The 25,385-nt window shown below is 64.4% G+C and carries 35 protein-coding genes; 15 read left to right on the top strand and 20 right to left on the bottom strand.

All coding sequences use genetic code 11. From position 1 onward, the window contains the following. Positions 1 to 7: 7 nt before the first annotated feature. Positions 8 to 682, bottom strand: coding sequence for a 4-carboxy-4-hydroxy-2-oxoadipate aldolase/oxaloacetate decarboxylase (locus N5P29_RS19600; protein WP_144662078.1), 675 nt, complete (start codon positions 680 to 682; stop codon positions 8 to 10). 22 nt (positions 683 to 704) lie between these two features. Next, positions 705 to 1,913, bottom strand: a complete 1,209-nt coding sequence (locus tag N5P29_RS19605; protein WP_262276439.1) for an aspartate transaminase — start codon at positions 1,911 to 1,913, stop codon at positions 705 to 707. Between the two features lie 286 nt (positions 1,914 to 2,199). Here N5P29_RS19605 and N5P29_RS19610 point away from each other — a divergent pair, with 286 nt between their 5' ends. Together N5P29_RS19610 and N5P29_RS19615 are read left to right on the top strand one after the other, a co-directional pair. Beyond that, the gene (locus tag N5P29_RS19610; protein ID WP_262276440.1) at positions 2,200 to 2,700 is read left to right on the top strand and encodes a hypothetical protein; all 501 of its coding nucleotides are present in this window, start codon (positions 2,200 to 2,202) and stop codon (positions 2,698 to 2,700) included. A gap of 31 nt (positions 2,701 to 2,731) precedes the next feature. Then, positions 2,732 to 3,091 carry a nuclear transport factor 2 family protein gene (locus N5P29_RS19615; protein WP_262276441.1) on the top strand — a complete coding sequence of 120 codons (360 nt, stop codon included), beginning with the start codon at positions 2,732 to 2,734 and terminating at the stop codon, positions 3,089 to 3,091. Here the strand turns inward: N5P29_RS19615 and N5P29_RS19620 are convergent, their stop codons facing one another. From N5P29_RS19620 to N5P29_RS19655, 8 genes are all read right to left on the bottom strand, one after another. Next, entirely contained in the window at positions 3,092 to 3,526 is a 435-nt protein-coding gene (locus tag N5P29_RS19620; protein WP_262276442.1) for a serine hydrolase family protein, read from the bottom strand. It abuts the gene before it with no gap. 45 nt (positions 3,527 to 3,571) lie between these two features. Then, complete coding sequence (locus tag N5P29_RS19625; RefSeq protein ID WP_262276443.1) at positions 3,572 to 4,381, bottom strand: aldolase/citrate lyase family protein; 810 nt, start codon at positions 4,379 to 4,381, stop codon at positions 3,572 to 3,574. 86 nt (positions 4,382 to 4,467) lie between these two features. Next, a complete protein-coding gene (locus tag N5P29_RS19630; protein ID WP_262276444.1) occupies positions 4,468 to 5,271 on the bottom strand; it encodes an HpcH/HpaI aldolase family protein in 804 nt (267 codons plus the stop codon). Further along, entirely contained in the window at positions 5,256 to 6,041 is a 786-nt protein-coding gene (gene hpaH / locus N5P29_RS19635) for a 2-oxo-hept-4-ene-1,7-dioate hydratase (protein WP_262276445.1), read from the bottom strand. The genes N5P29_RS19630 and hpaH overlap by 16 nt, the downstream gene beginning before the upstream one ends. Before the next feature lie 4 nt (positions 6,042 to 6,045). Next, positions 6,046 to 7,134, bottom strand: coding sequence for a 3,4-dihydroxyphenylacetate 2,3-dioxygenase (gene hpaD / locus N5P29_RS19640; protein WP_262276446.1), 1,089 nt, complete (start codon positions 7,132 to 7,134; stop codon positions 6,046 to 6,048). 31 nt (positions 7,135 to 7,165) lie between these two features. Next, positions 7,166 to 8,677 (bottom strand): 5-carboxymethyl-2-hydroxymuconate semialdehyde dehydrogenase, encoded by a 1,512-nt coding sequence (gene hpaE / locus N5P29_RS19645; RefSeq protein WP_262276447.1) that lies wholly within the window; start codon positions 8,675 to 8,677, stop codon positions 7,166 to 7,168. Between the two features lie 27 nt (positions 8,678 to 8,704). Continuing rightward, the gene (locus N5P29_RS19650; RefSeq protein WP_262276448.1) at positions 8,705 to 9,370 is read right to left on the bottom strand and encodes a GntR family transcriptional regulator; all 666 of its coding nucleotides are present in this window, start codon (positions 9,368 to 9,370) and stop codon (positions 8,705 to 8,707) included. Next, entirely contained in the window at positions 9,363 to 10,859 is a 1,497-nt protein-coding gene (locus N5P29_RS19655; protein WP_262276449.1) for a fumarylacetoacetate hydrolase family protein, read from the bottom strand. The genes N5P29_RS19650 and N5P29_RS19655 overlap by 8 nt, the downstream gene beginning before the upstream one ends. Before the next feature lie 153 nt (positions 10,860 to 11,012). On the opposite strand from N5P29_RS19655, the gene N5P29_RS19660 reads away from it, so the two are divergent. Next, positions 11,013 to 11,717, top strand: a complete 705-nt coding sequence (locus tag N5P29_RS19660; protein ID WP_262276450.1) for an alpha/beta fold hydrolase — start codon at positions 11,013 to 11,015, stop codon at positions 11,715 to 11,717. Between the two features lie 64 nt (positions 11,718 to 11,781). Here N5P29_RS19660 and N5P29_RS19665 read toward each other — a convergent pair whose 3' ends face one another. Then, positions 11,782 to 12,198 carry a hypothetical protein gene (locus tag N5P29_RS19665; RefSeq protein ID WP_262276451.1) on the bottom strand — a complete coding sequence of 139 codons (417 nt, stop codon included), beginning with the start codon at positions 12,196 to 12,198 and terminating at the stop codon, positions 11,782 to 11,784. 208 nt (positions 12,199 to 12,406) lie between these two features. Between N5P29_RS19665 and N5P29_RS19670 the strand changes: the two genes are divergently transcribed. Beyond that, positions 12,407 to 12,676 (top strand): GlsB/YeaQ/YmgE family stress response membrane protein, encoded by a 270-nt coding sequence (locus tag N5P29_RS19670; RefSeq protein ID WP_262276452.1) that lies wholly within the window; start codon positions 12,407 to 12,409, stop codon positions 12,674 to 12,676. Further along, complete coding sequence (locus N5P29_RS19675; protein WP_262276453.1) at positions 12,669 to 12,929, top strand: hypothetical protein; 261 nt, start codon at positions 12,669 to 12,671, stop codon at positions 12,927 to 12,929. Before N5P29_RS19670 ends, N5P29_RS19675 begins: the two co-directional genes overlap by 8 nt. Before the next feature lie 226 nt (positions 12,930 to 13,155). Here N5P29_RS19675 and N5P29_RS19680 read toward each other — a convergent pair whose 3' ends face one another. The 4 genes from N5P29_RS19680 to N5P29_RS19695 all read right to left on the bottom strand — a co-directional run bounded on the left by N5P29_RS19680 (position 13,156) and on the right by N5P29_RS19695 (position 15,676). Further along, a complete protein-coding gene (locus tag N5P29_RS19680) occupies positions 13,156 to 14,091 on the bottom strand; it encodes an SDR family oxidoreductase (protein WP_262276454.1) in 936 nt (311 codons plus the stop codon). Between the two features lie 81 nt (positions 14,092 to 14,172). Continuing rightward, on the bottom strand, positions 14,173 to 14,973 hold the full coding sequence (locus N5P29_RS19685; protein ID WP_262276455.1) for a DUF1206 domain-containing protein: 801 nt from the start codon (positions 14,971 to 14,973) through the stop codon (positions 14,173 to 14,175). A 129-nt stretch (positions 14,974 to 15,102) separates the two neighbouring features. Continuing rightward, entirely contained in the window at positions 15,103 to 15,288 is a 186-nt protein-coding gene (locus N5P29_RS19690) for a hypothetical protein (RefSeq protein WP_262276456.1), read from the bottom strand. A 118-nt stretch (positions 15,289 to 15,406) separates the two neighbouring features. Beyond that, positions 15,407 to 15,676: a hypothetical protein gene (locus N5P29_RS19695; RefSeq protein ID WP_262276457.1), complete on the bottom strand. Its 270-nt coding sequence runs from the start codon at positions 15,674 to 15,676 to the stop codon at positions 15,407 to 15,409. A gap of 190 nt (positions 15,677 to 15,866) precedes the next feature. On the opposite strand from N5P29_RS19695, the gene N5P29_RS19700 reads away from it, so the two are divergent. The 9 genes from N5P29_RS19700 to N5P29_RS19740 all read left to right on the top strand — a co-directional run bounded on the left by N5P29_RS19700 (position 15,867) and on the right by N5P29_RS19740 (position 21,019). Then, positions 15,867 to 16,349 carry an Asp23/Gls24 family envelope stress response protein gene (locus N5P29_RS19700; RefSeq protein ID WP_262276458.1) on the top strand — a complete coding sequence of 161 codons (483 nt, stop codon included), beginning with the start codon at positions 15,867 to 15,869 and terminating at the stop codon, positions 16,347 to 16,349. Next, the gene (locus N5P29_RS19705) at positions 16,346 to 16,537 is read left to right on the top strand and encodes a DUF2273 domain-containing protein (RefSeq protein WP_018779796.1); all 192 of its coding nucleotides are present in this window, start codon (positions 16,346 to 16,348) and stop codon (positions 16,535 to 16,537) included. The genes N5P29_RS19700 and N5P29_RS19705 overlap by 4 nt, the downstream gene beginning before the upstream one ends. Next, complete coding sequence (locus N5P29_RS19710; RefSeq protein WP_262276459.1) at positions 16,534 to 16,929, top strand: hypothetical protein; 396 nt, start codon at positions 16,534 to 16,536, stop codon at positions 16,927 to 16,929. Before N5P29_RS19705 ends, N5P29_RS19710 begins: the two co-directional genes overlap by 4 nt. Beyond that, positions 16,926 to 17,507, top strand: a complete 582-nt coding sequence (locus N5P29_RS19715) for a hypothetical protein (protein ID WP_262276460.1) — start codon at positions 16,926 to 16,928, stop codon at positions 17,505 to 17,507. The genes N5P29_RS19710 and N5P29_RS19715 overlap by 4 nt, the downstream gene beginning before the upstream one ends. Positions 17,508 to 17,520: 13 nt before the next feature. After that, the gene (locus N5P29_RS19720; protein ID WP_262276461.1) at positions 17,521 to 18,126 is read left to right on the top strand and encodes a hypothetical protein; all 606 of its coding nucleotides are present in this window, start codon (positions 17,521 to 17,523) and stop codon (positions 18,124 to 18,126) included. A gap of 36 nt (positions 18,127 to 18,162) precedes the next feature. After that, on the top strand, positions 18,163 to 18,792 hold the full coding sequence (locus N5P29_RS19725) for an RNA polymerase sigma factor (protein ID WP_410007885.1): 630 nt from the start codon (positions 18,163 to 18,165) through the stop codon (positions 18,790 to 18,792). After that, positions 18,789 to 19,394: an Asp23/Gls24 family envelope stress response protein gene (locus N5P29_RS19730; RefSeq protein ID WP_262276463.1), complete on the top strand. Its 606-nt coding sequence runs from the start codon at positions 18,789 to 18,791 to the stop codon at positions 19,392 to 19,394. The genes N5P29_RS19725 and N5P29_RS19730 overlap by 4 nt, the downstream gene beginning before the upstream one ends. Beyond that, a complete protein-coding gene (locus N5P29_RS19735; protein ID WP_262276464.1) occupies positions 19,391 to 19,720 on the top strand; it encodes a hypothetical protein in 330 nt (109 codons plus the stop codon). The genes N5P29_RS19730 and N5P29_RS19735 overlap by 4 nt, the downstream gene beginning before the upstream one ends. Before the next feature lie 69 nt (positions 19,721 to 19,789). After that, complete coding sequence (locus N5P29_RS19740; protein WP_262276465.1) at positions 19,790 to 21,019, top strand: GAF domain-containing sensor histidine kinase; 1,230 nt, start codon at positions 19,790 to 19,792, stop codon at positions 21,017 to 21,019. 13 nt (positions 21,020 to 21,032) lie between these two features. On the opposite strand, the gene N5P29_RS19745 is transcribed toward N5P29_RS19740, so the two are convergent. Beyond that, the gene (locus N5P29_RS19745) at positions 21,033 to 22,532 is read right to left on the bottom strand and encodes a serine/threonine-protein kinase (protein WP_262276466.1); all 1,500 of its coding nucleotides are present in this window, start codon (positions 22,530 to 22,532) and stop codon (positions 21,033 to 21,035) included. Between the two features lie 225 nt (positions 22,533 to 22,757). On the opposite strand from N5P29_RS19745, the gene N5P29_RS19750 reads away from it, so the two are divergent. Continuing rightward, positions 22,758 to 23,351 carry a histidine phosphatase family protein gene (locus N5P29_RS19750; protein ID WP_262276467.1) on the top strand — a complete coding sequence of 198 codons (594 nt, stop codon included), beginning with the start codon at positions 22,758 to 22,760 and terminating at the stop codon, positions 23,349 to 23,351. Here N5P29_RS19750 and N5P29_RS19755 read toward each other — a convergent pair. The 4 genes from N5P29_RS19755 to N5P29_RS19770 form a co-directional block, all read right to left on the bottom strand. Continuing rightward, positions 23,342 to 23,575 (bottom strand): hypothetical protein, encoded by a 234-nt coding sequence (locus N5P29_RS19755; RefSeq protein WP_262276468.1) that lies wholly within the window; start codon positions 23,573 to 23,575, stop codon positions 23,342 to 23,344. The genes N5P29_RS19750 and N5P29_RS19755 overlap by 10 nt on opposite strands. A 116-nt stretch (positions 23,576 to 23,691) precedes the next feature. Then, positions 23,692 to 23,976 carry a hypothetical protein gene (locus N5P29_RS19760; protein ID WP_262276469.1) on the bottom strand — a complete coding sequence of 95 codons (285 nt, stop codon included), beginning with the start codon at positions 23,974 to 23,976 and terminating at the stop codon, positions 23,692 to 23,694. Between the two features lie 107 nt (positions 23,977 to 24,083). Continuing rightward, a complete protein-coding gene (locus N5P29_RS19765; protein WP_262276470.1) occupies positions 24,084 to 24,314 on the bottom strand; it encodes a DUF6458 family protein in 231 nt (76 codons plus the stop codon). A gap of 119 nt (positions 24,315 to 24,433) precedes the next feature. After that, positions 24,434 to 25,330 (bottom strand): SDR family oxidoreductase, encoded by an 897-nt coding sequence (locus N5P29_RS19770; protein WP_262276471.1) that lies wholly within the window; start codon positions 25,328 to 25,330, stop codon positions 24,434 to 24,436. Between the last annotated feature and the right edge of the window lie 55 nt (positions 25,331 to 25,385).

Below are 25,385 nucleotides of genomic sequence, written 5' to 3' on the forward strand. Positions count from 1 at the left end.
TACGGAACTAGTCCTCCACAAGCAGGCCCTTCTCCTTCAGCTTCTCCGTCAGGCCGCAGAGCTCAATGGTGTTGCCGCCGTCGTGGTAGAGCTTGATGAGTTCGCGCTCGTGGTCGTCGCGCGCCTGGGACAGGGCAATGACTTCCTCGGCTTCTTCGCGGCGGACGACGACGACGCCGTCAGCGTCGCCGCGCAGGATGTCGCCCGGGTAGATGATTTCGTCACCGAAGACGATCGGGTGGTTGATCGGGCCGAGGGTTTCCTTGACAGTTCCCTTGATGGAAACGCTGCCGGAGAAGACAGGCAGGCCGAGTTCGATCAGGTCCTGGGTGTCGCGTACGCCGGAGTCGGTGACCATGGCGGCGATCCCCTTGGCCTTCATGGCGTTGCCCAGGACGTCGCCGAAGGTGCCGGCCTCCGCCATTTCCTGCGCACCAACCAGCACCACGTCACCTGCCTGCGCGTAGTGGATGGCAACCTGAAGCATGAGGTTGTCCTGCGGGGCACAAGCCACGGTGACGGCGGGTCCACAGAAGGACATGGAGCGGTCGATCGGCTTGATCCTTGAGCTCAACGCACCCCTACGGCCCTGGGCCTCGTGGATCGTAGCGGAGGAAAAGGCGGCGAGGCGCGCGACGACATCTGCGTCCGGGCGCTCGAATTTGGTTTTGACGTGGATCATTTCAGGTTCCTTCTGTGAGGGCTTAGGAGAGGGCGTTGACGGCATCGCGGATGGAGTCCACGCCGTCGTTGATGGTCTCCAGCGAGGTCGCGAAGGAGATCCTGAAGTACGGGCCCAGGCCGTAGGCCGAACCCTGGATGACGGCGACGCGCGCGGCGTCCAGCAGGTAAAGCGTGAAATCCTGGTCGTTTTCGATGACCCGGCCGTCCGGTGCGGTCTTGCCGATGACGCCGGCGCAGTTCACGTAGGCGTAGAACGCGCCCTCCGCCGGGGCCACGGACAGTCCGTCGATGGAGTTCAAACCCTCGACGGCGGCATCCCGCCGCTTGCGGTAAACCTCCACGCTGTCGCGGACGAAGGACTGGTCACCGTTCAGGGCCGCAGCGGCGGCCGCCTGGCTGATCGACGACGGGCAGGAGGAGGTCTGCGACTGCAGCTTGTTCATCGCCGCGATCAGCGGGGCCGGCCCGACGCCGTAGCCCAGGCGCCAACCCGTCATCGCGTAAGCCTTGGAAACCCCGTTGACCAGCAGGATCCGGTCCTTCAACGCCGGCGCTGCCGTGACCAGGCTGGTGACGCGGCCCTCGCCGAAATGGACCTCGTCATAGATTTCGTCGGTGAGGACAAAGACCTGCGGGTGTTCGGCCAGCACTGCCCCCAACGCCTGGAGTTCATCGCGGGAGTAGACGGCTCCCGTGGGGTTGGATGGCGCGTTGAGGATCAGCCACTTGGTCTTGGGCGTGATGGCTTCCTCCAGCGCCGCGGGGGTGAGCTTGAAACCTGTGTCCTCTCCGCACGCGACGATCACCGGAGTGCCATCGTTTGCCAGGACCATGTCCGGGTAGGACACCCAGTACGGTGCGGGAACAATGACTTCATCGCCCTCGTTGAGCGAGGCCATCAGTGCCACGTACAGCACCTGCTTGGCACCGCCGCCGATGGTCAGTTGCTTGCCTTCGTAACGCTGGCCTGCATCGCGCTCGATCTTGTTCAGGATTGCGGCCTGCAGCTCTGGAGTGCCCGTGACCGAGGTGTACTTGGTCTCCCCGGCCTTGATCGCCTCGATGGCCGCTGCCTTGATGTGGTCCGGGGTGTCGAAGTCCGGCTCTCCGACGGTGAGGTCGATGATCCGGATGCCTTCAGCTTTTAGTTCGCGGACGCGGGCGGCCGCGGCGACGCTGGCTGAGGCTTTGATGCGGGTAACCCTCGACGCCGGCAGGAACTCGGACATGTCTCCTCCAGGAATGTGGAACTCGGGACGCGCGGATTCGCGGATCCCTTTGTTCGAGACTAAGTAGGGCCGGGGTGCTCTGGATAAGACCTAATGTGCGTGGATCCATAAGGGGGTCTTATGACTTAGGTCCAACTCACCTCGGATGGGGCCCGCAAGAAAGCTTTCTGAGGACCATCCATGCGCTTTGCTTATGGGTTCACGCGGTTTTGGTATTTCCACGGCCACCTGAACGATGCCTAGATTCGAGTGACCAGCACTGCCCATCCGAACCGAAAGGGAGCCCATGCAAACCCGGTCAGCCACCGGACGCTACGCGTACCGGGCCAACTCCCCCGCACGCCCCGCAGCGGCCTCGGACGGAGAGCACGCCAAACTGGTCCACGCGCTGGGCGTTCATCGCCAACTCCTTAGCCACGCCGCCAGCTCCATCAGGACCTTGACCGCGGCAAGGAACGACCTGATCGCCCAAGCCGTGGAAGACGGGCTCACGTTGGCCACCATTGCAGCGGTAACCGGCGAAAACCTCCGCACGGTCCGAACCATCGCGTTGGCTTATGACGATCTCCACCTGAGCGGCCTCCCCCGGCAGGCACAATTGGACGCCTTGAAGGCCAAGAGTGACGAGCTGAAAGCTGCGGAACGCCATCGCGGGCAGATCACGGAACGCCGGGAGTCCCTCATCGTCATGGCCCTGCGGGCGCAGGTCTGCGATGACCTGGAGCTCGCATCGCTGACCGGCCTCACCCCGGAACACATCCGCCATGCAGGCCGCGGCCACCGTTGAACCCTCGCGCGGCGCACGGTAGAACGGGTACATGAGCAACGACGTGAACGCCTGGATGGACAACTACGAACGCGCGTGGACCTCGAACCAGCCCGAGGACATCCGCGCGTTATTCACCGAGGACGCCGTCTACAACACCCGGCCCGATGATCCCAACGCATGGCGCGGGCACGAGGAGATCGTGAAGGAGTGGTCCGGCGACTCCTCCGACAAGCCCGAGGACTGGACCTTCGAGTGGACGCTCCTGGGCAGGGATGGCGACACCGCGTTCGTCCAGGGTTTGACGACGTACCTCAACGGCCAGCCCACGTATGACAACCTGTGGGTCATCCGCTTCGCCGAGGACGGCCGGGCCCGCGAATTCACGGAGTGGTACATGGCCCGGAAGTAGTCAGCGGCTGCTGACCAGGACGTTGTCGTGGATCTTGACGAGTCCTTTGTACTCGGGTCGGGAGGTGTCCACGTCGTCGTTAATCAAGGTCGCTTCTGAACCGTCCGCGCCGGAAACGGTAACGATCCGGTCCCGTGTGACGACCCCTGCGCAGCCCACCCTCCACCGATCCGTCAGCCCGACAGGCACCACGATCAAGCAGGCTGTCCCTGCAGTAGTACTCCGGGCCGCGAAGTACTGCACGTCGTCGTGGATTGCCAACAGCCGGGTCGACCCCGGCTCAACGTTCAGATCCACACCGCTAAGACCCACCGACTCCGGCAACTTGTCTTCCGCCGTCGCCTCCCGGTCCAGGACCTTCGGCCCTGCGGGCTCCGGGGTACAGGCAACCAGCGCCCCCAGCAACGCAATAACCACCAACACACGGCTCTTCATAGCTCTGCCCCCTCAGGCTGTAGATTCATTGAGCCTATCGGAGGATCAGTAGCTCTCCCGCTCCGCCTTCTCCGAGACCGCGATGAACTTCTCCGCGAAAGCCTCCGAAGCCCTCGCCAGCACCACCACGTCCGCCCCCACCAACGCAAAGGCCGCTCCGGCGTCGAGATACGCCCGCGCGATCTCCTCATTGAAGGCGTTGACTCCGGCGGGCTTGCCGGCGGCGCTCGCGGCAGCGAGGCAATGCTCGACGACGGCGCGAACCAAGGGATTCTCGTGCTGTCCCAGCAGGCCCATGGAGGCGGCGAGGTCCGCCGGGCCGAGGAAGATCCCGTCGACTCCGTCCACGGCGAGGATTTCCTCCACCGCTGCCGCCGCTGCTTCGGATTCCACTTGGACGGTGACACTCACGGTGTCGTCGGCCTGGGCAAGGTAGTCGGGGATGCGGTTCCACCGCGAGGCACGCGCCATCGCCGAACCGACTCCGCGGACGCCGAAAGGCGGATACCGGACAGCTGCCACAGCGGCCTCGGCCTCCAACGCCGAATTCACCATCGGCACCAGCAGGTTCTGCACGCCGAGGTCCAGGTACTGCTTGATGACCACAGGATCGTTGACCGGCGGCCGGACCATGATCTGCACGGGGTAACCGCTGACGCTGTGGAGCTGCCCCAGGATCGACTCGATGCCGTTGGGACTGTGCTCGGCGTCGATCAGCAGCCAGTCCAGCCCCGAGCCGGCACAAATCTCCGCGACCAACGGGCTACCGGAGCACACCCACATGCCCACCAGGGGTCTTTCCTCCGTTTCCAGCACTGAATAGAACGTGGGATGTGGCACTGGACGGATCGACATCGCTCAGCTCCCATAGTCCGAAACCGCATGCTGATACCACAGTTGTACCCCCTTGCAGGCCGGCAAAACAGACCGTGACGCAGCCCTTAGTAGCTCTGTTTCACGGCGCCATCCACAGGCCGGACGAACTCGGCCGCCAGCGCTTCCGAGGCCCTGGCGAGCACGGCGACATCCGCCCCAACCAGCACGAAGGAGGCACCGGCGTCGAGATACGCGCGGGCGGTGTCGGGGTTGAAGGCGTTGACGCCGGCCGGCTTGCCAGCCGCCGTGGCGGCATGGATACAGCGTTCGACGGCGGCCCTCACCTCGGGATGTTCCTGCTGTCCCAGCAGGCCCATGGAGGCGGCGAGGTCCGAGGGGCCCAGGAAGATCCCGTTCACGCCGTCGACGGCCAGGATCTCCTCGACGGCGTCGACGGCGGCGGTGGATTCGATCTGGACGGTGACGCTGACGGTTTCACCCGCCGTCGCAAGGTAGTCCGGGACCCGGTTCCACCGCGATGCGCGGGCCAGCGCGGAGCCGACCCCACGCACCCCGTGCGGCGGGTATCGCACGGCAGCGACAGCCGCGGCCGCCTCCAAGGCAGAGTTGACCATGGGAATGAGCAGGTTCTGCACTCCGAGGTCCAGGTATTGCTTGATCACCACGGTGTCGTTGACCGGTGGCCGGACCATGGCCTGGACAGGGTAGCCGTACACCGCCTGGAGTTGGGCCAGGATCGATTCGAGGCCGTTGGGGCTGTGTTCGGCGTCGATCAATACCCAGTCCAAGCCCGAACCCGCGCAGATCTCCGCCACCAGGGGGCTGCCGGAGCACACCCACATGCCGGCCAGGGGCCTTCCTGCTGCAGCAAGGGCCGAGTAGAAAGTAGGGCCTAGTTGAAGTGGCATGTCACAACTCCCAAGGGTCCGTAGTCGGCGTGCACGGTGTCGCCCTTGTATACCCACAGGGGCCGGGTGAAGGAACCGGCCAGGATGATGTCGCCGGCCTTCATCGAATCCCCGTGCGCGGCGATCTTGTTGGCCAGCCAGTGCACCCCGTTGGCCGGGTGATCCAGCACGCCGGCGGCCACCCCGGTCTCCTCCACGGTCTGGTTCTTGTACAGGATCGCGGAGACCCAGCGGAGGTCGACGGCGTCCGGCTTTACCGGCCGTCCACCGACCACCATGGCACCCATCGCGGCATTGTCCGAGATCGTGTCCACGATGGTCCGGCCCTCCATTTCGATTCTGGAGTCCAGGATCTCGAGGGCCGGAACCACGTAATCAGTGGCGTTGAGGACATCGAAAATAGTGCAGCCGGGGCCCTTCAGCCCGGACTTCAGGACAAAGGCCAGCTCAACCTCCACCCGGGGATGCGTGTACTGGTCCCACTCCACGGAGCAGCCTGTTTCCAGGACCATGTCATCGAAAATCGCGCCATAGTCCGGCTCCGTGATGCCCGTGGCGGCCTGCATGGCTTTGGACGTGAGGCCGATCTTCCGCCCCACCAACGTGCGTCCGGCTTCCTCGTTCCGTTGCCGCCACAACTGCTGCACGGCGTAGGAATCCTCCACTGTCATGCCCGGATAGCGGGCGGTCAGGCGCGGCACCGGTTTGCGGTTCCGGTGGGCTTCAAGGAGTTCGTCGGCAATGGCTTCGATCGTCTTCGCGTCCAGCATTGTTTTAGACCTGCGCTCCCAGTTTGAAGCCGTCAGCTGCTGCCCCCTCGGTGGGGCGGGTGTAGGAGAAGCCGTCCGCGCCGACGGTGACAGCCATTTCGGACTTGTCTTCGCGTTCGATCACCGGCTGGGGGTTGCCATCGAGGTCCAGGACCAAGGAGGCCTCGGTGTACCAGGACGGGACGACGGGGTTGCCCCACCAGTCGCGGCGCTGGTTGTCGTGGACGTCCCAGGTAACGGTGGGGTTGTCGGGGTCACCGGTGTAGTAGTCCTGGGTGTAGATCTCCACGCGGTGGCCGTCCGGGTCCAGGATGTAGAGGTAGAACGCGTTGGAGACGCCATGGCGTCCGGGGCCGCGTTCGATGCGGTCGCTGATGCGCAGGGCACCCATCTTGTCGCAGATCTGGATGATGTTGTGCTTCTCGTGGGTGGAGAACGCGATGTGGTGCAGGCGCGGGCCGTTGCCGCCGGTCAGGGCGGTGTCGTGCACGGTCTGCTTGCGGTGCATCCACGCGGCGTAAGTGACGCCGTCGGAATCCTTGATGTCTTCGGAGACGCGGAAGCCGAGGTCCTCGAGGTACTTGCGGCCGCGCGGGACGTCCGGGGTGACCTGGTTGAAGTGGTCCAGGCGGACCAGTTCGCCGGCGGAGTAGAGGTCGTAGCGCTGGGTGAGGCGTTCGACGTGTTCGACGTCGTAGAAGAACTCGTAGGGGAAGCCCAGCGGGTCCTCGACGCGGACCGAATCGCCCACGCCCGTGGTGAAGCCTTCCTTGCGGCGCTCCACCCGGCAACCGAGTTCGCGGTAGTAGGCCTCGGCGGCGTCGACTTCGGCCGGGGACTTCACCCGGTACGCGAAGGCGGCGGCTGCGGCGACCGGGCCCTTGCGGAGCACCAGGTTGTGGTGGATGAACTCCTCGAAGGAGCGCAGGTAGATGGTGTTCTCGTCTTCCTCGGTGACGTGCAGGCCGAGGAGGTCCACGTAGAACGCGCGGGACTTCTCCAAGTCGGTGACCACAAGTTCCAGGTAGGCGCAGCGGACGATGTCCGGAGCCGGAACGCTCGGGGTAGGGATGGGGCCGGTGAAGTTGCTCATGATGGTCTCTCTTCGTTGAAAGCTGGGAGGGTTAGGCGCCGAATTTGGGGGTGTGGACGGATCCGAGGGTGATGTGCACGGCCTGCTGGTCTGTGTAGAAGTCGATCGAGCGGTAGCCGCCCTCGTGGCCAAGGCCCGAAGCCTTGACGCCGCCAAACGGGGTACGCAGGTCGCGGACGTTGTGGCTGTTGAGCCACACCATGCCGGCCTCGACGTTCTGCGAGAAGTTGTGGGCCCGGGTCAGGTTCTGCGTCCAGATGTAGGCCGCCAGGCCGTACTTGGTGTTGTTCGCCAAGGCGAGGGCCTCGGCGTCGTTCTCGAACGGCGTGATGGCCACGACGGGACCGAAGATTTCCTCCTGGAAGATCCGCGCGTCAGGCGCGACGTCGGCAAACACCGTGGGTTCGATGTAGTTGCCTTCGGGGAGGTGGTCGGGTCGGCCGCCGCCGGCAAGGAGCCGACCCTCGGACTTGCCGATCTCCACGTAAGAAGCCACCTTCTGGTAATGCTCCGGGTGGACCAGCGCGCCGACCTGGGTCTTGGGATCGTGGGGATCGCCCACCACGATGTTCTTGGCCCGGGCGGCGTACTTCTCGCAGAATTCGTCGTAGATTGCCCGCTCCACGAGGATGCGGGATCCGGCCGTGCAGCGCTCTCCATTCAACGAGAACACGCCGAACAGCGCCGAATCAATGGCGGCGTCCAGGTCTGCATCGGCGAACACGACGCACGGGGACTTGCCTCCGAGCTCCATGGACAGGCCCTTGAGGTTGGCCGCGGCGTTGCGGAAGATGGTCTGGCCCGTGGTGGTCTCGCCGGTGAAGGAGATCAGCGGGACGTCCGGGTGCTTCACCAGGGCGTCGCCAGCCTCCTCGCCGAGGCCGTTCACCAGGTTGAATACACCGTCAGGGAGGCCGGCGTCCTTGAAGATCTGCGCCCACAGGGACGCGGAGAGCGGCGTGAACTCGGCCGGCTTCAGGACCACGGTGTTGCCGGTTGCCAAAGCCGGGGCCAGCTTCCAGGACTCGAGCATGAACGGGGTGTTCCACGGGGTGATGAGGCCCGCGACGCCGATCGGCTTGCGGTTGACGTAGTTGATCTGCGAGCCCGGGACCTTCATGGCGTCGTCGAACTGGGCGACGATCAGGTCGGCGAAGAACCGGAAGTTCTCGGCAGCCCGCAAGGCCTGGCCCTTGGCCTGGGTGATCGGCAGGCCGGTATCGAAGGTTTCGAGTTCGGCCAGGCGCGCTTCCTGCGCCTCGACGGCGTCGGCAATCTTGTTCAGCACCCGGGCACGCTCGCGCGGCTTCATCTTTGGCCAAGGACCGTTGACGAACGCTTCCCGGGCCGCAGCCACGGCGAGGTCGATGTCTTCCTTCTGGCCTGCAGCGGCGGTGGCGTAGTTCTGGTTGGAGACCGGATCCAAGACGTCGAAGGTCTTCCCGGAGACCGAGTCAACGAACTCACCGTTGATGTAGTGCTGGATGTGCGTGGGCAGGTCCTCGGGGACGTAATGCTTGGTGGTTTCCACGGAGGTCGTCATCGTTGTCTTCCTTTTTGATCCGAAGCTTCAGTTGGTGGTTGCGAGATAGGCGTCGAGGGTGGCGGCGCGGTGTTGGCGGGCTGCTTTTTCGATGGTGTCGGCGTCGGCCCCTGACTCGATGAGCTGGAGCAGGGCCTCGTGTTCGCGCACGGATTCCTGGGCCCTGCCGGGCACGAAGCGGAACGTGGACGAGCGCAGCGACGCCAGCCGGTTCCAGCCCCGGTGCACGAGGTCGAGGATGTGCGGATTGGGACAGTGTTCAAAGAGGACGCTGTGGAAGTCCTGGTTCAATGCGGTGAAGCGCACGGGATCGAAGTGTTCCAGGCACTCGCGCATCGCGGCGTTGACGGCCCGCGCCCTTGCGATGGTGGCGGGGTCGATCAGCGGCGCCGACAACGCCGTCGCCGCGCCTTCGACGATGCTCAGTGTCTGCATCGTGTAGAGGTACTCGGTTGGGTCGATCCCGGAAACCGTGGCTCCGACATTGCGTTCGAACTTCACCAGGCCTTCGGCTTCGAGGCGGCGGATCGCTTCGCGGACAGGGACCACGCTGAAGCCAAGGTCCTCGGCGATCTTGGCGAGCACCAGCCGGTAACCCGGCGTGTAGGTGCCCCCCACGATCCGCGCCTTCACGGCTTCATAGGCCTGCTGGGACTTGCTTTGTGCGAAACTCCCGACGGCGGTTTCAGTCACCGTAGGCTCCTTCCGTGGCTTCCCAGGCCTTGTAGCGGGCCTGCCATTCGGCGTTCATCGGGTACAGCCCATCGACGCTGTGACCCTCCTGGACCATCTGGAAGATGAACATCTCTTCCTTCTCCTGGGCGATGCAGTCGTCCACGAGTTCCTCCGCCAGCGCCGGCGGGATGACCAGGATGCCGTCGGAGTCGGCCACGATGATGTCGCCCGGCTGCACGGTGGCGCCGCCGCAGGCGATGGTGATGTCGGTGTCCCAGGGAATGTGCCGCCGGCCGAGCACGGCAGGGTGAGGGTTGGCGAAGTAGGTGGGCATCTCCAGATCGGCCACGGTGGAAAAGTCGCGGACACCACCGTCGGTGATGATCGCCGCTGCCCCGCGGACCTGGGCGCGCAGGGCCAGGATGTCACCCACCGTGCCCGTTCCCTTTTCGCCACGGGCTTCCATGACCAGGATTTCGCCCTCGTTCACCGAGTCGATGGCTCGTTTCTGGGCATTGAAGCCGCCGCCGTGGGTCTTGAAGAGGTCCTCACGGTTGGGCACGTAGCGCAGGGTCCGGGCCAGGCCCACCACCTTGCGGTCCGGGCGGGTGGCCTGCAGGCCGTCGATACTGACGTTGTTCAGCCCGCGCTTGCGGAGCTGGGAAGACAGGGTCGCTGTGGCAACGGACTCGAGCTTGGCCTTCAGCGCAGGCGACAAACCCGGGGAAGCGGGCGCCAGTCCGGCGGCTGCGCGGGAACCGTAAGCCTCTTCCCGCTGCGTGTCATCAGTCTTGGGTTGGGCACCAAAGTCCGCGAACGGCGTCGTACCTTCCGTCACTTTGGTGGTGAGGCGGCCGGTGCTGAAATCACCAGCGGTGACTTCGATTTCGACGACGTCCCCCGGCTTGGCGACGGACGCGCCCGCCGGGGTGCCGGTGAGGATGATGTCGCCCTCTTCCAGGGTCAGCAGTTGGGACAGGTCGGCGACGAGTTGGGCGAAGGGAAAGAGCAGTTCCTCGGTGGTGTCGTCCTGGACCAGTTCGCCGTTGTGCCAGGTGCGGATCCGCAGCTGGGTGGGGTCGACGGCGTCGGCGGGGAGCAGTACCGGGCCAACGGGAGTGAAGCCGTCACCACCCTTGGACCGGACGTTCGAGCCCTTGTCCGCGTAACGGAGGTCGTAAACCCCGAGATCGTTCGAAGCTGTCACCCACTGGACGTGGCTCCAGGCATCTTCCACAGCGACACGACGGGCCGCCTTGCCGATGACCAGCGCGATCTCACCCTCATAGCCCAGCAGCTCACAGCCTGCGGGGCGTTCCACCGTGCCGGGAGCCTCGGCCGAACCCAGTGCAAGGGAGGACGAAGGCTTCAGGAAGTAGGACGGCTGCGCGGGCGTGCGCCCACGCTGGGCGGCCCGGCTGGGGTAGTTGATGTGGACGGCGATGACTTTGCGCGTCCGGTCCAGTACGTCCTGGCCAAGCTCCTGCGGTCGGAACTCCAGTGTCACGAGCCGCTCCCTCCTGAATAAACCCTGATATCTGATCGCCCAGCTATCGAGTACGAAATCGTATACGAAAACTATGGCGCGTGAAGTGACGTCCGTCAACCCCCTCCAAGCAAAAGGGTTCATCTTGTCAGAGGGCTCCCGTAGGGTACCGGCATGGACATCATCCTGGTACCCGGTTTCTGGTTGGACGCTTCGTCATGGGAGGAGGTAACGCCGGCCCTGGTGGAGGCAGGCCACACGGTTCACCCGCTGACTCTTCCCGGACTTGAAGCACGGGAGAGCCCGCGCGCGGGGATAGGCCTCCGGACGCATATCGACGCCGTCATTGAAAAGGTCGATTCGCTGGAGGGCAAGGTGGTCCTGGTGGGCCACTCCGGTGGCGGCGCCATCATCCATGGCGTGGTTGATTCACGGCCTGATCGGATTGCCCGTGCGGTCTACGTGGACAGCGGGCCGCTGGGTGAAGGTGGCGTGATCAACGACGAACTGCCCGACGACGGCGATGACATCCCGCTGCCGCCATGGGAGGGATTCGAGGAAGCGGACCTCGTGGACCTGACGGAGGAGCTGCGGGAAAAATTCCGCGCCCGCGCCATCCCCGAGCCCAGAGGGGTCGCCTACGACCAGCAGCACCTCCATGATGTCCGGCGCTACGACGTTCCGGCTACGGTCATCGCCTGCGAGTTCCCATCATCGATGCTCAACGAGATGATGGACGCCGGCCACCCCTTCACTGAGGAACTGTCGCGCATCAAGGACGTGGAGCTCGTGGATCTGCCCACGGGACACTGGCCGCAGTTCACCAAACCCGCCGAATTGGGCGAGGCGGTCCTCAAGGCAGTCGACCGTACAGCGTAGGGCGCGGTCCGGCGTCGAGCGTTAATGCCCGACGCCGGAACGCACCACGCGCGGTCGGCTTACGTCACGCCTTTGGCGGCGTGTTGGTTGCGGGGCCTTCGGGGGCAGCCCCGCCTTCACTGGTCCAATCGGCGCCCGTGGTGTCGGCATGGGCGGGATCGGACACGACATCGCCCTTCACGGTGGACACAGTCGCAGGACGGTCCTCGCCGTTTTGCCCGTTCTTTGAATCCAGGATCCCCGGAAGCGCGGTTTCGACCCTTTCCAGGAGCTTCTTACCTGCGGCAAACAGATTGTCGAGGATGTCAGGAACGGATTCCTGCACCGCATCCGCAGCCTGATGGACATTTTCCCTAACCTCAGGATTCTGCATGACCTTTTCAGTACCGCCGCGGATCCGCCGATATACCTCCGGCCAGGACTTCGACCCCCACACGTAGCCAACAGCCACGCCAACGGCGAACAATGCTTTCCCTTTCACGCCACCCACTCCTTCCGAGGTGTTTGCTATTGACCCTAATCCCGCGCGCCGGAACCTGTCACGAGGACGTTCAGGCCCGGCAGCAGCATGCATCCGATAATAGTCAGGTTACTTGCTACTCGCTTTGGGAACAGCTAGCGTTGCAGATGAAGTACCGGACCGACACCCAATCGGCAGGATGTCCAACGACAAGAAAGCAGGAACAAAAATGGGTTTCTTTGGTTTCCTTCTGCTCGGTCTTTTGGCCGGAGCTATCGCAAAACTTATCCTTCCCGGCCGTCAGGGTGGTGGCTGGTTCGTCACCCTCATCCTGGGCGTCGTCGGCGCCCTCCTGGGTGGCTGGCTCGGCGGCCTGATCTTCAACACAGGCCTGCAGGAATTCTTCTCGCTCACAACCTGGCTGCTCGCAATCGGTGGCTCGATCATCGTGCTGCTGATCTATGGCCTGATCACCAACCGCAGGGCTACCCATGGCTGATCACCAGAACCGCGACGCCAACAGCGAAGAGCTTGACGGCCAATACACCGAGGGCGACTACGGAGACACGGGAGTGTCGCCGGAAACCCTGAAGGACGACGCCGGCGGGGACTACACCGAGGGGGACTACGCCGAGAAGACGGTCCCTTCAGCGGATGCCGAACTGGACGACAAGAACACCGAGGACACACCGCCGGACCGGCCTTTCTCCTCCGAACCGGACGAGGAAGCATCAGGCTCAAGCCGCCCGTAGTCCGCAAGCACGGCTACACAACTGAACACCATAGGAACCCGGAGGACTGCCGCTGCAGCCTCCGGGTTCCGGCGGTACGGGCCCTAGGACGACCGGACCGACGCCAACAGCGGATAGATTTCATTCTGCCGGTACCCACGCGTCAACACCCTGAGAACCGTTTCCGCAGCTTCCGCATTTTCCGTACCAACTGCTTCTGCATGTCGATGACCAGGACCGCGATCATCTAGAGCCCCTTGCCACCCGTAACGGGCAGCACTGCTCCGGAAATGTAGGAGCCTTCGTCGGATGCGAGCAGAACGTAGGCGGGAGCCAGTTCCGCAGGTTGCCCGGCCCGGCCCAAGGGCGTGTCCTGGCCGAAGGAAGGCAACTTGTCGGGCCATTCCGTTGCGGGAATCAACGGCGTCCAAATGGGGCCCGGTGCCACAGCGTTGACGCGGATACCCTTGGGGCCAAGCTCTTGGGCCATGGCCTTGGTGAAAGCCACCTGGGCGGCCTTGGTCATGGCGTAGTCCACCAACTGGGCCGAGGGGTTGAACGCCTGGATGGAGGCCGTGACGATGATGGAAGCTCCGGGCCGAAGATAGGGAATGGCGGCCTGGGCTGTCCAGATGAGCGAGTACAGATTGGTCTTGAAGACGCGGTCGAACTCTTCCGTGGGGACGGTTTCCAGGCCTTCCCGGTTCTTTTGGTAAGCCGCATTCAGCACCACGATGTCCAGGCCACCGAGTTCCTGCACGGTACGTTCCACGATGTCCGCCGCGAAGCCTTCATCCCGCGCATCACCGGGCAACAGGAGAACCCGCGCCCCGCACTCACGGATCCATTCCGCCGTCGACTGCGCGTCTTCCTCCTCCTCCGGCAGGTAGCTAATGGCTACGTTGGCGCCCTCGCGGGCGTAGGCGATGGCCACGGCGGCACCTATACCGGAGTCGCCGCCGGTGATCAGTGCGGTCTTTCCCTGCAGCCGGCCGTGGCCCACGTAGCTCTTTTCGCCGTGGTCCGGTTGCGGCTCAAGGGGCTTGGTCAGGCCCGGCTGCTGCTGTTCCTGCTGGGGGAATTCCTCCGCGTAATAGCCCTTGCGTGGGTCCGAGGGCGCGGAGGCCAGCTGGTGCCCGGCCGGTTGCGGCTGGTCGTTCCGTTGCGGATCTTCATGTGTCATGGTTCTGCCCTTCAGATGGCCTGCACGGTTCGTTTGCCCTGTACCCCCCTCAAGGCGCCCAAACGGCTGGGCCAGGCAGATTCAGGTCCGCAGGGACTTTGCCTTGACCATCAGGAAGAGTCCGTAGGCAATCAGCCCGACGGCGACCGCGGCCAGCAGGTACGGTCCGTACGGCTGTTCCCGCAGGGCCTTCAGGCCCCCATCCAGCCCGGTGGATTGCTGCGGCTGGGCACGCACAGCGGCGATAACCACCAGCAGGCCAACCAGGAACAGGGCAATGCCCTTGGCTATGTACCCCACCATGCCCACGCCCACTTGAAACTTCCGGACCGCTTCCTCCGAGGACAGGGAGATGTCACGCTTGAAGGTCTGCCGGAAGCCGCGCCCGGCGAAGAAAATACCCGTGATGGCCACGCCCGCACCGATGGCGACAAGCAGGAACACTCCCAGCGGAGCACTCATCAGGGTGGCCGTGAAGTCGGTGCTGGACTCCCGGCTGTTCTTTCCCTTGCCCATGATGAACGAGACAATGGTGGCCGCAAGGGCAGCGAACACGAGCGCCTGGCCCGCAGCCGAAAGCCTCTTGGTCAGTTTCTTGCTCGCGGTCCGCTCCCCCATGATGGCGTTCCCCAATTGCCACAGCGCGAGCGCCGCGCAGGCTCCAAAGCAGGCCCACAGAAGCACGGGTCCCACGGGTTGGCTGGCAAGGGAGGCCACCGCCCCCGAAACGTCGGCTTCGCCGCCGCGGCCGAAGGCCAGCTGAAGCGCGATAACCCCGATCAACACATGCAGCAGGCCGCTGACGGCGTACCCTGCGCGCGCAATGATCTCGAAAGTGCGTGAGTTTGAGGCTTCCTCGGCCACGTCAGCGGCCTTCCTCATCTCCTCTTTTATGACAAGCCTCCTTAGTTCCGGTGGACACCATCGTCCCACCGGAGTCACGCGAAAGCCACGACCATTAACGACGCCGGACAAGCACCTGGGTGCCTGCCCGAAGCAATCGGAAGGGGCCTAGAATCCGACGACGGATTGGGGCCAAATACTGCGCAGTCCTGAGGCCAAGGGGTTGAACGGCTCACGTACAGCCACACCCGTACGGGCCTGGCCCGGCACGTCTTCCGGGTGGGTTGCCGCCTCCGGGGAGCGCGTGTCCGCAGCGCTGGCGCCATTGGCCTGGGCGGTGATGTGAGCAGTCATTTCGGTCGCCTTCCTGAAAGTTCCCATCAGCTCCAATGGCTGATGTTTCAACCATCGGGCAGGGCCCTCAAGAACGACGCCGTGTCATCTCAAGATTGGCTCAAGCTTCCTGGGTGGGCTACTCCATCAGCTTCTCAATGGCCGCGAAGCTCATCCCGGAAGCAATCGCGAGGTCCGGGAGTCCCGCTCCCGCTTCCATCGCGCTTCGCATCGCCTGGGCCAAGGACTCTTCAGCTTCATCCATTTCCCACTGGAGTCCTTCCACGCTGGCCGCCGCCGTCCACACCACATCCAAGAGGCCGGTCCGCTTCGCCGGAGTGGACGGCACCTCCTTTGCGGTGTCCGGCAGAGCCCCCATCTTCGTCCCAGCCATAGCTACTGCGGTCATTTTGGTGCCCTTTCCAGGAGATGTAACTCGACAAACTAGTTATATGGCAAACTAACTAAGCAAGCCAGCGTGTCGGCAGGAAAGTGACTCACATCACATAATTTTCAGCGTGAGGAATCAGCCGGTCAGCACGTCTTATTCATGACGGCGTAAAGGACGCGCCGCAAGCAAACGGACAGGAGCCATCGCCATGACGATCCAAACGCACACCCCGGCAGACGTACCGGCCAAGAACAAGCAGAACGCCGCCGTCGTGGACGCACCCACCCGGGACAAGGGCAAGGACGGCCGCGGTGCGACCACCGTCGCAGACGGCGTCGTCGCCAAGATCGCCGGCATCGCCATCCAGGAGATCCCGGGAGTGCATGCCCTGGGCGGCGGAGCGGCCCGCGCCATCGGCAGCCTGAGGGAAAAGGTGGGACAAAAGGACCTCACCCAAGGAGTCAACGTGGAGGTAGGCCAGACCCAGGTTGCGGTCGACGTGACCTTGGTTGTCGAATACCCGCACCCGCTCCAGGAGGTGGCGGACAACGCCCGCGACGCCGTGTATTCCGCCATCGAGGACCTGGTGGGCATGGAAGTGACCGAGGTGAACGTGACCATTACCGACATCCACGTCCCGTCAGAGGACTCCGAATCCGATGACGCCGACCGCGAACCGAGGGTCTCGTGAGCCCCACCATCGCAGGCCTGGCCATAGGAGCGGTGCTCGCCCTGGCTGGACTGGCCTTCGGGTTCTGGGGCCTGCTGCTGACCGCTCTCTTCATGGGAGTCGGGGCGGTGTTGGGCCGTTCCGCCGAAGGAAAGCTTGACCTTCGCGGGGTGCTTGATGCCCTGCGGGGCAAGCGCTCCTCCTCATGAGCAGCGCGGGCGCCACAGAGCGCTTCCCGGACACGGCGGACCGGATAGGACACAACCGGCTCACCCACGCGGCGATCCGGAAAACCGTGGAAACAGTCACTGCCCAGGCGTTCCGCGTTGGTACGGGAGACGTTTCAGCAACGGTGGAGGATGACGCGGGAAGGCTTGGCGTCAAGGTTTCCATCCGGCTGTCCCTCCCGCCGCTGCTGAAGCAGTCCCCGACGCCGCGGAAGCCGCAGCCCGGTCCGGCCACAGTCTTCGAACAAGCCCGTGCCGCCCGGCAGGAAATCGTGGCCCGAGGTACGGCCATCACCGGTTTGGCCATAGGCCGGGTAGACATCCGCCTCACCGGCGGAAAGCCTGGGCGACTTAAGGAAAGGAGAGTCGAATGAGCGAGGATGCCGCCATCCGCCGTTTGGTCAGGCGCGAAACGCACTCCTCGAGGGCGGTCCCCTCCATCGTGGCCGCCTCCCTCCTGGTAGCCGTTTTCCTCTGGCTGGCACTGGAATCCGTGCTGTGGCTGCTCAAAGACCAGCCCTTGCTCGCCAGCCCGGCACAGATGCTCCGCTGGTTGATCGAGCTTCCGGCCAACACAACGCCGGCAGGCATGGTGGCATCAGGCGCAGGGCTGGGAATCCTGGCGCTGGTGCTGTTCGGACTGGCCTTCGGGAGAGGGCGACGGCCACGCCGCGCGATCGGAAGCCAGCGCGCCGCCGTCGTGGTGGATGACGAGGTGATTGCGGCAGCGGTGTCCCGCAAGGTCCGGCACGCAACGGGCCTCGCCCCCGGGCAGGTGACCACCACCGTCGGTGGACGTTCCGTCCGCGTCCAGGTGCGTCCGACGTCGGGCGAACCGCTTGAGGCGGCAGACATCCAGGAAACGGTCGACGGCGAACTGGCAGCCTACGCGCTGGATCGGCCAGTGCGGTCGAGCGTCAGCATTCTGAACGAAGGAACTGTGGGCCAATGAGAAAGGCGGGGCAATGAGAAACACGAATCGGGCGCTCAACCGCATCCTGCTCACCATCCTGGGGATCGTCCTGCTGGGAGCCGGCGCCGCACTGATCGCGGCCGGGACCCTGCCAGGCGTTGCAGAGTTCTGGAAAACTTCCGGATCGACTGCACGGGATGGACTCCGCAATCTGGTTGGCACGGCACCCCTTCCCGACCCTGTCCGGAGCTGGTGGTTGGTGCTGGGAATCGCCGTGCTGCTGGTCGGCGCCATCCTGGGCGCGGCCTGGATCGCTTCCCAAGGAGGCGGCAAAACACCTCGCTTTGCGGAGGACTCGGAAGGCAGTGCAGGCCGAACCGTGGTGGACACCGGACTGGTATCGGCAGCCGTCAGGGAGTCCCTCACTGGTCACCCCGACGTGCTGGGCACCTCTGTCTCGGCGTGGGAATCCCGGCGCGGCACGGCTCTGCGGCTCCGCTTGGAAGCCCGCAAAGGGGCATGCCCCCGGGAGCTCGGCGACACGGCGGCCCAGTTGCTCCAGGAACTGGACGCCTGGCTGGGCCATCCGGCACCCGCCCTGGTCCGAATCACGAATGGTCCCGGAACCCGGGTGTCAGGATCGCGCCGGGCCCGGTAAGAAGGCATCCCCAAGTCCCTGGCCCTTTGGGATGACATGCCCGACTCACAACACTGGAAAGGCGGAAACGTGAATGGTTCACCCGCGGCCTCCGCCGCAGCACAGCAACACCTGGACGTGGTGCCGGACGCGTTGCTGGCCGGCAGGGCAGCAGATGGCGACACTGCCGCTTTCGAAGCCCTCGCCCGGCGTCACGGGCCCTTGATGCGGGCAACGGCCCGACGTTTGACGGGCACCCTGGCGGACGCTGACGACGTCGTCCAGGAGAGCCTGGTGCAGGCATGGAATCAATTGGACACTGTACGGGACCCCGCCGCAGTGAAAAGCTGGTTGCTTCGCATCGTTGGCACGCGCAGCATTGACCACCTCCGAAAACGGCGCAACCACGCTGCCTTGGACGAGCTGGAGAACCATGCGGGGGCTCCTTCCAGCCAGCGGATCCCGGATCCTGAAAGCACTGCGGTCAATGCCTCCAGAATTGACGCGTTGAAATCGGCGCTCCAACGGCTCCCCGAGGAGCAGCGCCGCTGTTGGGTACTCAAGGAATTCAACGACCTGAGCTACGAGGAGATCGCCCTGACCTTGAACATCAGCCCTGACAGCGTCCGTGGCCGTCTTGCCAGGGCACGGATTGCCCTGGCACGCACAATGGAGGAGTGGCGATGAAAACCCCCGGCGATGCTTTGGAATGCGGGCACAGCCTCGCGGAACTGAGCGCCTATTTGGACACGGGATACATCGCTGATCCCGAACATGTGGAGGGCTGCCCTGAATGCCAGGCCGGCCTGGCTTCCCTGCGCAGGCTCTCCGAACTGGGCCATGAACTGTTGGCCTCTGACGTGGCCGAGGCAGGATCCGGCAACGACGACTGGATGCAGAACATCCTGGACAACCTCCATTTGGAACTGCGTCCCGGCCGCAGCATCCCGCTGCGTTCCGAGGACCCGCTCGATTCCCTCTGGGAGACCGAAGGATCCGTGTCAGCGTTGATCCGCTCAGTGGTCGACTCCATGCCCGGAACAGCTGCCGGTAAGTGCCGCCTGGCAGGCGACATCACGACGCCGGGAGCCGGGATCGACGTCGACGTGGAGATCGCGGTGGTCTACGGATACTCCATGGAAGAGCACGCGGCGACCCTGCGGAATGAACTGGCGGAGGTGCTTGCCGTCCAGACTGAACTCACCATCCAGGCCATCAACATCACGGTCACCGATGTGCTGGAGCCTCCTGCCCCGGCCATCACAGCGGTCAAGGAGGACCAGCCATGACGGAGCACATGGAAAGCAATTCTCCCGCCCTGGCCATGGAACTGCTTGGCGTTGTCCAGGCCGTTGACGGGGTCACGACCGTCTACCCTGCCCAGCCGCTGTGGCAGTCGATCGCCGGGGCGGCGGTTGCGGCGGTGACCGGAGAAGCACAGCCCCTTATCAGTCTTTCCGGGCATGGTGACGACGTGGCGGTCAAGGCCCGGATAGGCGTAGGAATCCTTCGCCCCGCCCCGGAAGTAGCCCGGGAAGTAGCCGCCGCGGTCCGCAGGCACCTGCGAAACGCGGGCGCCGTCGTCGAAATTCTGGTGGTGAAGATAAGTCAGTAGGTAAACCCGCAGCGCAGACCTCCCGGTAGTATCGGCAGGGAATTCACACAACGCTTGGGGGTTGGTTCAATGACGGAAATTCAGGGACAGCTGTCTTTCACGACGGACTTCGGCCGGGACAGGGAGCTCCAGGAATACGGCCTTGATCCTGCAGTGGACTCGACGCTCCTTCCCAACGACGCCGTCATGAATGCCCTGAAGAACCTGGTGCGGCTCGCCACCGAGCTGTGTGGTGCCCCGTTCGGCGTGGTCAATATCATCAGCGCCAAGTACCAGCACCAGATCGGCGCCTGGGGCGTGGAACCCGGAGTCTGCTCCCGCGAGGACTCCATGTGCGCCAAGGTCTTCCTCTCCCGCGAGCGGACCGTTGTGGCGGACGCCTCCCGGGATCCGCGCTTTGCCGACAACCCTTTTGTGACCGGCGAAATCGGCAACGTCCGGTTCTATGCCTCTGTGCCCCTGCAAACGGAATCCGGATTCGTGCCGGGAACCCTGTGTGTCTTTTCTGACCAGAGCAAGGAGCTGAGCCAGGAGCAGGTAGGAATGCTCGAAGTCCTGGCCAAGCAGGTGGTTGAGCTCCTGGAACTTCAGCACCGCACGGCCCAGCTGGACCGCACCTACTCCGAACTCAGGGCCAGCAACGCCAAGCTTGCCGGATTCGCCGGCCGCGTCAGCCACGACCTGCGCATTCCACTGACCACCATCCTGGGATACGTGGAACTGGTGGAGGACGACCCCGATATCGAGCCCAGCAGTCCTGCTGCACGGTACCTCGACCGCATCGGTGCCAGCGGACGGCGCATGCTGGGAATGCTGGAAGACGTCCTCAATTACTCCCGTGTGGGTGGTGGCATCCAGCCAGCCCGCGTCTCCCTGCGTGAGGTCACCGAAGAAGTTGTCCGGGACCTCGGGATAGAGAACGAGGGCAGCGTTGATGTCCGCGACATCACCGTTTACGCCGACCCCGGGCAGCTGCGGACGCTCCTGCAGAATCTCATTTCCAACGCGATGAACTACCGCAGCCCGGAGCGCGACCTCAAGGTCAGCGTCAGCGGAATTTCGAACTACCACGGCGCAACGGTGTATGTGGCGGACAACGGCAAGGGCATCAAACCCGAGGACCGGGACAAGGTCCTGGAACCCTTGGTGCGGCTGCGCCGCGACGGGGACGGCCCAGGCACCGGCCTCGGGCTGGCCACGTGCAGCAGCATCGCCAAAGCCCACGGCGGGGACCTCAGCATCTCCGAAACCGCTGGCGGCGGCACCACTATCGCGGTGAGCTTCCCCGCCGGAACATAGCGCCCGGGAGGGGTTACTTTCCGCCCTTGTCCTGGCCCTTCTCTGGCTTCTTCCCGCTCTTGCCGTCGCTCTTGGTCTTGGCGATGTCCGGCCCCTTCATATCGGAGGGAGGCAGGACCGGCTGGTTCTGGGCGGGTACGTTCTGGACGGCCCCGTTCTGGGCCGGGACATTCTGAACGGGGATGTTCTGGACGGGGATGTTCTGCGCAACCTGCTCAGGCGTGGTCGCCTGAGGTAGGTCGACTGCTTCTGCAGGCGAGGTAGCAGCCGGCACCGGCAGGACCGGAGACACCGGCTGCGGGTCGGCGTGGGATACGCCGTCGTTGGGAGAGTGCACCGGATCGGTCGTGCTGCCAGCCGAGGAGAGCCCCTGGGTAAGAGCCAGCAAGGCAAGCGGGATAGCGACTGCTGCGGCCGCAACCCCACGAGCCGTCTTGGGCCGGCGTTTGCTGAAGTCGCGAATGCCGGTCAGCGTTGCCGTCTTCCTGGTCCGCGGCCGGATGGCCACGGGGCGGGCGGCACGGGCGCTGGGGGTCCGGGCCGTCGTCGCACTCAGCGGAGTCCGTTGCGGCAAGGGAGGAAGTATCGCGGTCCTGCGCCCGGACTGGACGCCTTCCTCCGACAGCGCCTGCTCCACTTCCTGGGCTGCGGGACGCTTTTCCGGATCCATGTCCGTCATGGCCTCCAGGAGGGTGCGCAACGGAGCAGGCAGTTCACAGGGCACCTGCGGGGCCCTGTGCAGGCGGGCCGAGGCCGTTTCCACGGGCGTTCCCGGGTACTCCGCATGGCCCGTCAGGCATTCCAGGAGCACCAGGCCCAGCGAATAGATGTCGCTCTTGGGGGTCAGGTGCAAGCCCTGCGCCTGCTCAGGGCTGAGGTACTGGGCGGTGCCCACGGTGAATCCCGTTGCCGTCAGGCGGTTGTCGTTCATCACCAACGCAACCCCGAAGTCTGCCAGCTTGACCGACTCCGCCAGCCCGTCGCCGTCGGACACCAGGATGTTGGCCGGTTTGATGTCACGGTGGATGACGCCGTGTTCATGCACCTGGCCAAGGGCTCCGGCGATCCGGATGCCGATGCGGGCGGTTTCGGGAACGGTGAGTGGGCCGCCGGAAAGTATGGCACGCAGATCCCGCCCCTCGGCGAGCTCCATCACCAAGTAGGCACGTTCTTCGTCGTTGCGCGTATCGACGCCCGCGTCGAAGGCCGCAACGAGACCCGGGTGGTCAAAAGCGGCGAGTAGCCGCATTTCGGTGTCCTGCCGTGCCCGGAAGGAATCATCGCCCGAGCCGGGAAGGAAAATCTTGACTGCCACATCACGGCCAAGGACCAGGTCCGTCGCCCTGTAGACAGTGGACATTGCACCCCTGCCCAGGAGCGGACCCAGCTGGTAGCGGCCATCAAGTGCGTCGCTGCCACCCGCGCCGTCCACAGAAACGGGAGCGCCTGCGCCCTCGGTTTTGTCGTTGTAGCCCACGATTGTCACGTCCTTTGGGACTACCTGGCGCGTCACGGACCCAAACACCATCCGTCGGTACCAAGTAATGCCGTCAATAACATTTCACATTGCCGCTTGACCGATTGCTTCAGCCTTGGCGGCTTGAGCAAGTCAGCTCAAACAGCATCATCCGGTGTCACCAGATAAGTCATCAGGATACTGATTAAATCACAGGAAGGACAATGGGCAGTTCACGTTACGTGACGCAGCGAACTGCGCCCGGCCGGACCGCAAGGCACAATGGAAGGCATGACCCTTACGACTTTCGCCCTCGTCCGCCATGGCCAGACCGATTGGAACGCGGAGCGCCGGTTGCAGGGGTCCACCGATATTCCCTTGAACGACGTCGGCCGCGGCCAGGCGCGCGACGCCGTCGCCTTCCTGTCGGGCCAGCAATGGGACACCGTGGTTGCGTCGCCACTCAGCCGCGCAGCCGAAACGGCAGAAATCATCGCCGAAGGGCTGGGGCTCACGGTGGCACGGCTCGTCCCGAACCTGACTGAGCGCAGCTTCGGGCCGGCGGAGGGATTGCAGGCCGGGCCGGAGCTGGAAGCGCTGCGCATCCCCGGCGGCTTCCGTGGCGGCGAGAGCGACGACGACGCCGCGGAGCGGGGGATCGCCGCACTCGAGGAACTGGCGAAGGAGTTCGCGGGCAAGCGGGTGCTGGTGGTAGCACACGGCACCCTGATCCGACTGACCCTTAGCCGTGCGGTTGGCCGCACGCTGGACAGCGTCCAGAACGCGGTACTGAACCTTGCCCACCATCACCCGACGGACGGTTGGCAGCTGGAATACTTCAACGGCGAGCGCATCACCGCGGACCTTCAGGCCTGAACAGGCTTCCCCTGGGCGATCCTCCCGACCTCCTCCAGCAGGCCGGACACCCATTCGTCCATGGCGCCGCTGAGATGGCGGCCAACGAAGGTTCCGGCTCCGGGGATGTCGAAGACCGCGACAGCCTGGTTTCCATCTTTTCCGGGCCCGGCGTAAATCGTGACCTTCCCGCGATGGATCCCTGCGATGTCGAAGCAAAGCTCCGCCCTGGACTGCAGGGACAACGCCCAAGCCGCGACCGATTCAGGTGTGTAGGTGTGGATGGCCGCTACTCCCTCGAACGCCGGCTGACAGGACGAAGGTTAAGTAGCGGAAAGCCCCCGATCGTGACGCGGAAGCGCTACCGGGCTTGGAGGCGCTGCTTCAACTGCTCGGTGTAGCCCGTGTAGGCGGCGGCAATTTCTTCCAGGTCCACGGTCTGGGGAAAGTCGATGACAGGCTGGTGTTCGGCCAGGTACGTGGCGGTCTCTTCCACAATCAGCTGCTCATCGAAGCCTGCAAGCCCGGCCTCCGCCAGGAAGTCGGGATTCGTGTGGACCAGCGATTCCCCGGACTGCCCTTCCGATGCCCATCGCACCAGGTACTCGTTCTGATTCACCAATTCGATGTCGAATGTCTGCTCCATGGAAGCAGCCTACGCCGTCGGGCAGCAGGGCCTGAACCTCGCCTGAGGCAAGAAACGCACGACGGCGATAGCCCGCCGTCGTGCGTTTCCTCCGTAGCTTGCGGCTGCTAGATTTCCGGGCGCCGCTCCACAACGGTGTGTGGATCACCGCGCCGCTCGACTACTGTGCGGCGGGTCCTGTTGGACATGGCAATCGAAATGATGAGGCCGATGATGCCGACCGCGATCAGGATGTAGCCAACCAGGACCTGGTCTAGGAAGGGGATGATTCCCGGGGCGAGCGCGAACGCCAGAATAGCTCCGATGGCAATCAGGGCAATGGAAGAACCGATTCTCATAACGTGCTCCTCATGTTTGTCCGGCGCATGGTCAGGGGCAGCGCCGGTGCGTGTCATCAGGATACTTACGATTTACCTTGCCCGCCAGCCGCCAGGCCGCAGCAGTTAGTGGCGGTACGTCAGTGGCCGTACCGCTCGGCCACCCGGCCGATGGCATCCTCAGGAGTGGGCACTGTCCCGAACACCTGCTCCTGCCGGGAAGTGTCCGCTACGTACTTCCCCGTCTCGAACCACGCCACCATGCTGGCCATGTCCGACACCAGCGGCAGGACCTTGGCGGTCGCCTTGCCGAGCCCTGTAATTGCGCCAGTGGGCACGGACATGACTTTTACCGGCTTGCCGGCCCGCCTGCCCGCAAGCTCTGCGGCTTCCTGCATGCTCACGGGCCGCGTCCAGCCGATGTCGATGCGCTCACCATCAACGATGTCGGCGTCGATGGCGGCCGCCAGGTAAGCGGCGAGGTCGCTCGCCAAAACGAACGTCAGCCCGGCCTTCTTGGAGCCAAGCCACACAAAACGGCCCTTCGCGAAGGGATCGCCGCCCATGCCTACGGCCTGGTCAAAGAAGGCACCCGGCCGCAGCGCGACGAACGGAACCCCGAGCTCCTCGAACTTGTCTTCAGCCAGCTTTTTATTCCAAAAGTGCGGGATCTGGGGTGTCTGGTCGCACGTGAGGATACTGATCAGCACAAATCGTGGGACGGCGGCATACTTGGCTGCGACGGCCAGGTTGCTGTTTCCGTAGCTGTCGATGAGCTTGGCGTTCCTGTCATTCCTTGTGTAGCCGGCCGCCGTCGAAATTGCTCCGGAAACACCCGTCATGGCCTTGATCAGCGAGGCCGTGTCCAGCATGTCTCCGCGGGCGATTTCCACGCCTTTGGCCTCAAGCTTGGCGGCTTTCGATCCAGGACGCACCAACGCCCGGACCTTCTTGCCGCGTTTCAGGAGCTCATCCACCACTTGGCCACCCAGGAATCCGGTAGCGCCAACGACAAGGACAGGCAGATCTTCGGCCACAACATCTCCTCCGGGTTTGTTCCTACGTCAGTGGTAGCACGCACCCTGAAAGGAG

This window comes from Paenarthrobacter sp. JL.01a (genome assembly GCF_025452095.1).
In the GTDB taxonomy this organism is placed as follows: domain Bacteria; phylum Actinomycetota; class Actinomycetes; order Actinomycetales; family Micrococcaceae; genus Arthrobacter.

Excerpts from the sequence above, each read along its gene's own strand:
- N5P29_RS19600 (WP_144662078.1), bottom strand. The coding sequence starts at position 682 with ATGATCCACGTCAAAACCAAATTCGAGCGCCCGGACGCAGATGTCGTC.
- N5P29_RS19605 (WP_262276439.1), bottom strand. The coding sequence starts at position 1,913 with ATGTCCGAGTTCCTGCCGGCGTCGAGGGTTACCCGCATCAAAGCCTCA.
- N5P29_RS19610 (WP_262276440.1), top strand. The coding sequence starts at position 2,200 with ATGCAAACCCGGTCAGCCACCGGACGCTACGCGTACCGGGCCAACTCC.
- N5P29_RS19615 (WP_262276441.1), top strand. The coding sequence starts at position 2,732 with ATGAGCAACGACGTGAACGCCTGGATGGACAACTACGAACGCGCGTGG.
- N5P29_RS19620 (WP_262276442.1), bottom strand. The coding sequence starts at position 3,526 with ATGAAGAGCCGTGTGTTGGTGGTTATTGCGTTGCTGGGGGCGCTGGTT.
- N5P29_RS19625 (WP_262276443.1), bottom strand. The coding sequence starts at position 4,381 with ATGTCGATCCGTCCAGTGCCACATCCCACGTTCTATTCAGTGCTGGAA.
- N5P29_RS19630 (WP_262276444.1), bottom strand. The coding sequence starts at position 5,271 with ATGCCACTTCAACTAGGCCCTACTTTCTACTCGGCCCTTGCTGCAGCA.
- hpaH (WP_262276445.1), bottom strand. The coding sequence starts at position 6,041 with ATGCTGGACGCGAAGACGATCGAAGCCATTGCCGACGAACTCCTTGAA.
- hpaD (WP_262276446.1), bottom strand. The coding sequence starts at position 7,134 with ATGAGCAACTTCACCGGCCCCATCCCTACCCCGAGCGTTCCGGCTCCG.
- hpaE (WP_262276447.1), bottom strand. The coding sequence starts at position 8,677 with ATGACGACCTCCGTGGAAACCACCAAGCATTACGTCCCCGAGGACCTG.
- N5P29_RS19660 (WP_262276450.1), top strand. The coding sequence starts at position 11,013 with ATGGACATCATCCTGGTACCCGGTTTCTGGTTGGACGCTTCGTCATGG.
- N5P29_RS19670 (WP_262276452.1), top strand. The coding sequence starts at position 12,407 with ATGGGTTTCTTTGGTTTCCTTCTGCTCGGTCTTTTGGCCGGAGCTATC.
- N5P29_RS19675 (WP_262276453.1), top strand. The coding sequence starts at position 12,669 with ATGGCTGATCACCAGAACCGCGACGCCAACAGCGAAGAGCTTGACGGC.
- N5P29_RS19680 (WP_262276454.1), bottom strand. The coding sequence starts at position 14,091 with ATGACACATGAAGATCCGCAACGGAACGACCAGCCGCAACCGGCCGGG.
- N5P29_RS19685 (WP_262276455.1), bottom strand. The coding sequence starts at position 14,973 with ATGAGGAAGGCCGCTGACGTGGCCGAGGAAGCCTCAAACTCACGCACT.
- N5P29_RS19690 (WP_262276456.1), bottom strand. The coding sequence starts at position 15,288 with ATGACTGCTCACATCACCGCCCAGGCCAATGGCGCCAGCGCTGCGGAC.
- N5P29_RS19695 (WP_262276457.1), bottom strand. The coding sequence starts at position 15,676 with ATGACCGCAGTAGCTATGGCTGGGACGAAGATGGGGGCTCTGCCGGAC.
- N5P29_RS19700 (WP_262276458.1), top strand. The coding sequence starts at position 15,867 with ATGACGATCCAAACGCACACCCCGGCAGACGTACCGGCCAAGAACAAG.
- N5P29_RS19710 (WP_262276459.1), top strand. The coding sequence starts at position 16,534 with ATGAGCAGCGCGGGCGCCACAGAGCGCTTCCCGGACACGGCGGACCGG.
- N5P29_RS19715 (WP_262276460.1), top strand. The coding sequence starts at position 16,926 with ATGAGCGAGGATGCCGCCATCCGCCGTTTGGTCAGGCGCGAAACGCAC.
- N5P29_RS19720 (WP_262276461.1), top strand. The coding sequence starts at position 17,521 with ATGAGAAACACGAATCGGGCGCTCAACCGCATCCTGCTCACCATCCTG.
- N5P29_RS19725 (WP_410007885.1), top strand. The coding sequence starts at position 18,163 with ATGCCCGACTCACAACACTGGAAAGGCGGAAACGTGAATGGTTCACCC.
- N5P29_RS19730 (WP_262276463.1), top strand. The coding sequence starts at position 18,789 with ATGAAAACCCCCGGCGATGCTTTGGAATGCGGGCACAGCCTCGCGGAA.
- N5P29_RS19735 (WP_262276464.1), top strand. The coding sequence starts at position 19,391 with ATGACGGAGCACATGGAAAGCAATTCTCCCGCCCTGGCCATGGAACTG.
- N5P29_RS19740 (WP_262276465.1), top strand. The coding sequence starts at position 19,790 with ATGACGGAAATTCAGGGACAGCTGTCTTTCACGACGGACTTCGGCCGG.
- N5P29_RS19750 (WP_262276467.1), top strand. The coding sequence starts at position 22,758 with ATGGAAGGCATGACCCTTACGACTTTCGCCCTCGTCCGCCATGGCCAG.
- N5P29_RS19760 (WP_262276469.1), bottom strand. The coding sequence starts at position 23,976 with ATGGAGCAGACATTCGACATCGAATTGGTGAATCAGAACGAGTACCTG.
- N5P29_RS19765 (WP_262276470.1), bottom strand. The coding sequence starts at position 24,314 with ATGAGAATCGGTTCTTCCATTGCCCTGATTGCCATCGGAGCTATTCTG.